The following is a 6548-nucleotide window of genomic DNA, read 5'->3' on the forward strand; positions in this document are numbered from 1 at the left end:
CAGCCGCCGCACTGCAGCGGAAGGACCAGGTCGAGCATGATCCGCAGTCTGCCCCTCGGCGGTGACAAGACGGCGGCCTCGTCCCTCGGCGGCATCGTCGCTCGACTGAACCCGACCGTCTCACTCCTCCCCCGCCTCGTCCCTCGGCGGCATCGTCGCTCGACTGAACCCGACCGTCTCACTCCTCCCCCGCCTCGTCCCTCGGCGGCATCGTCGCTCGACTTAACCCGGCATCACCGGCACCGCTCCGGGCGCCATGAACGGCTGCAGTTCGGTCCAGGTCTGCCCGTTGGCGGCGCTGGTGGCGAGCAGTTGCAACACCCCGCGGGCGTCGGCCACATACACCGCCGAGGGATTGGCCGCCACCGCCGACACCGGCATCACCAGGTTGCTGCTCGGGCCGTCGGAGTTCACCCCGTCGAGGTTGACGTAGGACACCGGGTGGGCGGGGTCGTTGCGGGTCACGACCATGTCGTCGCCGGTGCGCCAGGCCAGCGACACCACCGACTTGCCCAGGCCGAAGCCGATACGGCGCGGGTAGCTCAGCGCGAACTCCCCGCCCGCGGTCTGCTCCACCCCGGCGAGCACCGCCTGACCGTCGATCACCATCGCCACCCGGGTGCCGTCCCGGGATACCTGCAGTTCGGTGATCGCCCCGGGGAACGCAGACGTCACCGCCGCGGAGTCCACCGGGATGCGGGCCGGCTGTCCGGAGGCCTCCTCGCGGATCACCCGCACCACGCTGTTGCCGTCGACCACCACCCACACCGCGTCGTCGAGCGCCCACGTCGGGCGCGACACCGTCCGGCCGTCGGTGGCCCGCACGGCCTGCCCGCCACTGGGCCCGATCCACAGCGAGGCGCCGGCGTCGGGTGGGGCGACCACCGCGGCCACGTCCCGGCCGGACCGGGAGAACGTCGCCGCCCGTTGGTCGGCCATCGACCCGAACGAACCGGGCACCTTGACCGCCTGCTGACCGTCCACGGCCACCAGGGACCCGCCGATCAGCGCATGCACCCCGGCCGCGGCGCCGTCCACCGCGCCCGGGTCGGAGGCGGCGACGTCGGTGGTCTTCCAGCCGTCGACGAACCGGTCGTCCAGCGGAGCCCCGTCGACGTTGATCAGGTACGGCCCGTTGACGTCCGAGCGGGCCAGCGTCCAGATCAGTTGCGCGGCAACCAGAAGCCGGCTTGCCGGGTCGGTCGTGGTGAGGTTCTCCAGGTCCACCCGGGCACCGCCGTAGCCACGGCCGACTCCGGTCTTGCCGCCGTCGGCGCGGGTGACCGGCCCGCGCAGTTTCAGCGGCGGGCCCAGTAGATTGCGCACCGCCTTGGCCATTTCCGGCCGCGGGCCGGCGATGAGTTTGTTGACCAGTTCGGTGGCCAGCAGGTCCGGGTCGGAGACCGCGACGTAGCGGGGGTCGGGGACGACGGTCTTGCCGGTCGGGTCGATGAAATACAGCGTGTAGCGCTTGTAGGCGGCCTGGAACTGCTGCCAGTCCAGGAATACCCCGTTGGGCAGCCGGTTGATCCGCCAGCCGCCCGCGGTCTGCACCAACTCGATCGGTCCCGGGTCGGGCAGCTTGCCCTCCCCGGTCTCGAATACGCCGATATCGGAGATGGACCCGAGGATGTCGGCCTGCATGGTCACCGAAACCCCATCCTCCGAACGGGTTTCGGTGAACAACACCTTGTCGATGAGCAGTGCGCTGCCCTGGTCGTCCCAGTCCTTGGAGGCCGACTCGGTGAGGAACTGGCGGGCCGCGATGTGCCGGTTGGCCGGATCCGCGGTGGCCTTGAGAAACTCGCGCAGCAGTTGATCGGGGCTCATGGCCGGGTTGGGCTCGGGCAACTGCCTGGGCGCGGGCACCTCGACGGTGCCGATCGCCTGCGGCGCCGAGGAATCCGGCACCCCGGCACACCCCGCCAGGGCCACCATCACGGCGGCCGACACACTGACCAGAAGCCTTCGAATCACGCCCGCTCCCCCGCGGTCTCCCGACGCCGAAGATGCTCGGCGGCAACAGGTTTCAGCGGCAGCGGGCTGGTGGTGACTTTGTGGCCGCGCACCAGCGGCAGCGTCAGCCGGAAGCATGCCCCATTGCCCGGCTCGCCCCAAGCTTCCAGCCTGCCCTGGTGCAGTCGGGCGTCCTCGATGCTGATCGCCAGGCCCAGGCCCGTTCCCCCGGAGCGGCGTACCCGCGACGGGTCGGAGCGCCAGAACCGGCTGAACACCAGCTTCTCCTCGCCGGGCCGCAGGCCCACGCCGAAGTCGCGGACGGTGACGGCGACGGTGTCCTCGTCGACGCCCATCCGGATCTGCACCGGCTTGCGCTCGGCGTGGTCGATGGCGTTGGCGATCAGGTTGCGCAGAATGCGCTCGACCCGGCGGGGGTCGACCTCGGCGATCACGGCTTCCTCGGGCATCTCCACCTGCAGGTCGACGTGGGCTTCGGAGGCCAGGTGACCGACCTTGCCCAGGGCGCTGTTGACCGTGGAGCGCAGATCCAGTGCCTCCACCGAAAGCTCGGCCACACCGGCGTCGTGCCGGGAGATCTCCAGCAGGTCGTTGAGCAGGGTCTCGAACCGGTCGAGTTCGCCGACCAGCAGTTCGGTCGACCGACGCAGCGCCGGATCCAGATCCTCGCTGTGGTCATAGATCAGATCCGCGGCCATCCGCACCGTGGTCAGCGGCGTGCGCAGTTCGTGGCTGACGTCGGAGGTGAACCGCCGCTGCAGATTGCCGAACTCCTCGAGGGTGGTGATCTGCCGCTGCAGGCTCTCGGCCATGTCGTTGAACGACACCGCCAGCCGCGCCATGTCGTCCTCACCGCGCACCGGCATCCGCTCCGAGAGTTGCCCCTCGGCGAACGACTCGGCGATCCGGGAGGCCGAACGCACCGGGAGCACCACCTGCCGGGAGACCAGCAGCGCGATACCAGCCAGCAACAGCAGCAGCACCAGTCCGCCGGTGGCCATGGTGCCGCGCACCAGGGTGATGGTGCTTTCCTCGCTGCTCAGCGGGAAGATCAGGTACAGCTCAAGGTTGCTGATGCGCGACGGCGCGGGAGTGCCCACCAGCAGCGCCGGGCCGGAGAACCCGTCGATGCGCACTCCTGTGTACTGGTAACTGACCTGACCTGCCTTGACGAAGTCCCGCAGCGAACGCGGAATCTGGTCGACCGGGCCGGCCGAGGTGGCCTCCCGAGGGCCGTCGCCGGGGACGATCAAGACGGCGTCGAACGCGCCAGCCACCCCGGGGCCGGAAGCCTGGCCCGGCTTGGAGATCAAGGTGTCACGGGCCAACTGCAGGCTGGAGTCCAGCGAGCGCGCCTCCTCGCCGCTGACTATCCCGCTGACGGTGTTGCGGGCGCGGTCCACCTCCCGGGTGGCCGCACGCACTTTAACGTCCAGCACCCGGTTGGTGATCTGGCTGGTGAGCACGAAACCAAGCACCAGGATCACCAGCGCGGACAGGCCGAGGGTCAGAACCACCACCCGCAACTGCAGGGAACGTCGCCAGATGCGGGCCAGCGACCGGCTGATCGCACTGGTGCCCCGGACCACGGGGCCGGACCGCGTGCGCCGCCTGGTGCTGAAAATCATCGGGAGGCGGCGCTCATTCGCGCCGCCGCTGCTCTTCGCTGACGCTCAGCATCGCCGCGGCCCGCCGTCACGGCGGTCCGGCCTTGTAACCCACTCCCCGAACGGTCAGCACCACCTGCGGGTTCTCCGGGTCCCTCTCGACCTTTGCCCGCAACCGCTGGACATGCACGTTCACCAACCGGGTGTCCGCGGGGTGCCGGTAGCCCCAAACCTGCTCGAGCAGCACGTCTCGAGTAAACACCTGCCGCGGTTTACGCGCCAACGCCACCAGCAGGTCGAACTCCAGCGGGGTCAGCGAGATCTGCTCGCCGTCTCGGGTCACCTTGTGAGCCGGCACGTCGATCTCGATGTCGCCGATGGACAGCATCTCGGCGGGCTCGTCGTCGTTGCGCCGCAGCCGGGCCCGGACCCGGGCCACCAGTTCCTTGGGCTTGAACGGCTTCATCACATAGTCGTCCGCGCCGGACTCCAGGCCCAGCACCACATCGACGGTGTCGGTCTTGGCGGTCAGCATCACGATCGGCACCCCGGAGTCCGCCCGCAACACCCGGCACACGTCGATGCCGTTCATCCCGGGCAGCATCAGATCCAGCAGCACCAGGTCGGGCCGCAATTCGCGAACCGCCGTCAGCGCCTGCGAACCATCGCCGACGACCGCCGTCTCGAAACCCTCGTTGCGCAGGACGATGGTCAGCATCTCCGCGAGCGAGGGGTCATCGTCAACAACCAGAATCCGTTGCCTCATAGCGACCATGGTGTCACCGAACCGCGGCAAATCCCTGCTAGAACACGCGTGTTCTGCCCGAACGCCGGCAGCAAGTGCCGCTCAGGTCGACAGGTCGGCCGCGAGGCTTCCGGCGTCGACGTCCGGTGCGACCACCGACCAGCGCCCGTGCCAGTGCCGTTCAGCCAGTTCGGCGTACACCGCGGCGGTGCGCTGCTGCAGCGCGGCGTCCCGTTCGTAGGCGTCGCGGGCCCGATCGGCCTCCTCGTCGGCCCGGCGCAGGGCCCGTTCGCGGGCCAGTTCCACCGGGACCCCGAGCAGGATCTGGTGGTCGGGCTCGGGCAGGCCCAACCGCCCGTATTCCAGGTCGCCCACCCAGGACACCATCTCGCCGGCGGCGTCCTGATTGAGCCGAGCCGCACAGTAGGCGGCGTTGGAGGCGACGTAGCGATCCAGGATCACCACGTCGTGGCCGGCGCGCAGGGTGGTGATCTGATCCTTGGCCCCGGCGCGGTCGAGTGCGAACAGCACCGCCATCGCATAGACCGACCCGGCCAGGTCGCCGTGCCGGCCGTGCAACGCCTCACTGGCCAGATCGGCGGTGATCGACCTGCCGTAGCGGGGGAAGGCCAGCGTGGTCACCGAGCGCCCGGCCGTCGCAAAGGCCTCCTGCAGCCCGCGGCTCAGGGTGCGTTTGCCGGCGCCGTCGAGTCCCTCGATGACGAGCAGCACTAGAACGCGCCGCAGTTCGGCGTGGTCGGCAGGCCGTTGAACCGATCGGCTAGCCACTGCATGAGCCGTTCTCCGTCGACGAACATCGGCAGCGCATGGTTGACCGCCAACTTGTTGAACAGTGGCGGTTGCTCGTTGGTCCAGAACTGGACATCGGCACCCTGGGCGCACCAGGCCCGGGCCATCTGCGCGGCGGGTCCCCACGGGACCAGTGGGTCGTAGCGGTTGCTCAGCACGAAGACCGGGGCACCGGGTTTGTAGCGGCCAAGTCGCTGGGCGTCGAATATCTTGTGGAACAACGGATTATGTGCAACCTCGTTCACGTCGCCGACGAAGAAGTCCCGCAGATGCTTGAACCGGTAGCGCAGCACCGTTTCCCCGATGCACTGGGTGGCGGTGTCGTCGAGCATCTTCTGACCCATCGGCGTCAGGGTGGCGCGAACCTTTTCGGCGTACTCGGGGTGGGCGGAGATCACCGAGTTCAGCGCGTAGCCGATCACCCCGGCAAGCACGCTGCCGTCGGTGAACGGGATCTGCGCCTCCAGATCGGCGGGCGGCGCGCCGGCGACGGCGCCGACGATGCGCAGTTCGGGGGCGTAGGACGAGGCCAGTTCGACCGCCGCGGCCGCGGCGCCGCCGCCCTGGGAGTAGCCCATCAGCGCCATCGGCCCGTGGGCGTCCAGCGAGGTGCCCGGAAGTCGCATGGCCGCCCGGCCGGCGTCGAGCATGGCGTCGGCCTCGGCGACCCGGTTGACGTAGGTGTGCACCCCCGGGGTGCCCAGACCCTGGTAGTCGGTCATCATCACCGCGAAGCCGCGCGCCACCAGGGTGGAGACGAACATCGCCTCGTAGTTGAAGGCGATGTCCAGAAACGGCGAGAAGTGGATGCCCTGGTTGAACTGGCGCGACGGCGCGCACTGGTCACCGAGGCCCTGGGTGCCCGGACCGTAGACGAGCAGCGGTCGCGGCCCCGCGCCGGGCCAGCGGTTGTAGGGCTCGAAGTAGGTGCCCGACACCGCCATCGGGTTGCCGCGGGAATCGGTGCTGCGGTACATGACTCGGGTTCCGGTGGCCATGACGGCGCCCGGCTGTCCGGACGGCGCGAGGACCAACCGGGACGGCTCGGTGCGGATCACGTCACCCGGCACGCCGGGAGGAAGCGGGTCGGGCGGGGTGTAGAACGCGGCGTACTCGTCCTCGTTGTAATACGGGTCCACCGGGTGATTCGGGTCGTCGGCGGATGCCGCCCCGGCCCCCCACCCGGCGACCATCGCGGCAGCCAGCAGGGCACCCCACCGCGCCGCGTTAGCCACGGCCGCAAGCTATCACCGTGTCAGCGGCTCAGTAGCGGTAATGCTCCGGCTTGTACGGGCCCTCGACGTCGACGCCGATGTACTCGGCCTGGTCCTTGGTGAGCTTGGTCAGCGTCCCGCCGAGGGCCTCGACGTGGATCTTGGCCACCTTCTCGTCGAGGTGCTTGGGCAGCC

6 protein-coding genes are annotated in these 6548 nt (G+C 69.5%); all 6 read right to left on the reverse strand.

Translation table 11 applies throughout. The annotated features are described in order from the left end of the window. Positions 1-222 precede the first annotated feature (222 nt). Positions 223-1974: an MtrAB system accessory lipoprotein LpqB gene (lpqB, locus tag ADBZ5U_RS13560; protein WP_526811024.1), complete on the reverse strand. Its 1752-nt coding sequence runs from the start codon at positions 1972-1974 to the stop codon at positions 223-225. After that, positions 1974-3605: an MtrAB system histidine kinase MtrB gene (mtrB, locus tag ADBZ5U_RS13565; protein ID WP_526811018.1), complete on the reverse strand. Its 1632-nt coding sequence runs from the start codon at positions 3603-3605 to the stop codon at positions 1974-1976. The genes lpqB and mtrB overlap by 1 nt, the downstream gene beginning before the upstream one ends. A gap of 67 nt (positions 3606-3672) precedes the next feature. Further along, positions 3673-4359: a two-component system response regulator MtrA gene (mtrA, locus tag ADBZ5U_RS13570; RefSeq protein ID WP_526811020.1), complete on the reverse strand. Its 687-nt coding sequence runs from the start codon at positions 4357-4359 to the stop codon at positions 3673-3675. 72 nt (positions 4360-4431) lie between these two features. After that, on the reverse strand, positions 4432-5061 hold the full coding sequence (locus ADBZ5U_RS13575) for a dTMP kinase (RefSeq protein WP_526811022.1): 630 nt from the start codon (positions 5059-5061) through the stop codon (positions 4432-4434). Next, positions 5061-6332 (reverse strand): lipase family protein, encoded by a 1272-nt coding sequence (locus tag ADBZ5U_RS13580; RefSeq protein WP_526811027.1) that lies wholly within the window; start codon positions 6330-6332, stop codon positions 5061-5063. Before ADBZ5U_RS13580 ends, ADBZ5U_RS13575 begins: the two co-directional genes overlap by 1 nt. Positions 6333-6402: 70 nt before the next feature. Next, positions 6403-6548 (reverse strand): adenosylhomocysteinase (locus ADBZ5U_RS13585; RefSeq protein ID WP_526811029.1); only part of this gene is annotated, 146 nt, incomplete at its 5' end.

This window comes from Mycobacterium sp., assembly GCF_040398885.1.
Taxonomy (GTDB): domain Bacteria; phylum Actinomycetota; class Actinomycetes; order Mycobacteriales; family Mycobacteriaceae; genus Mycobacterium.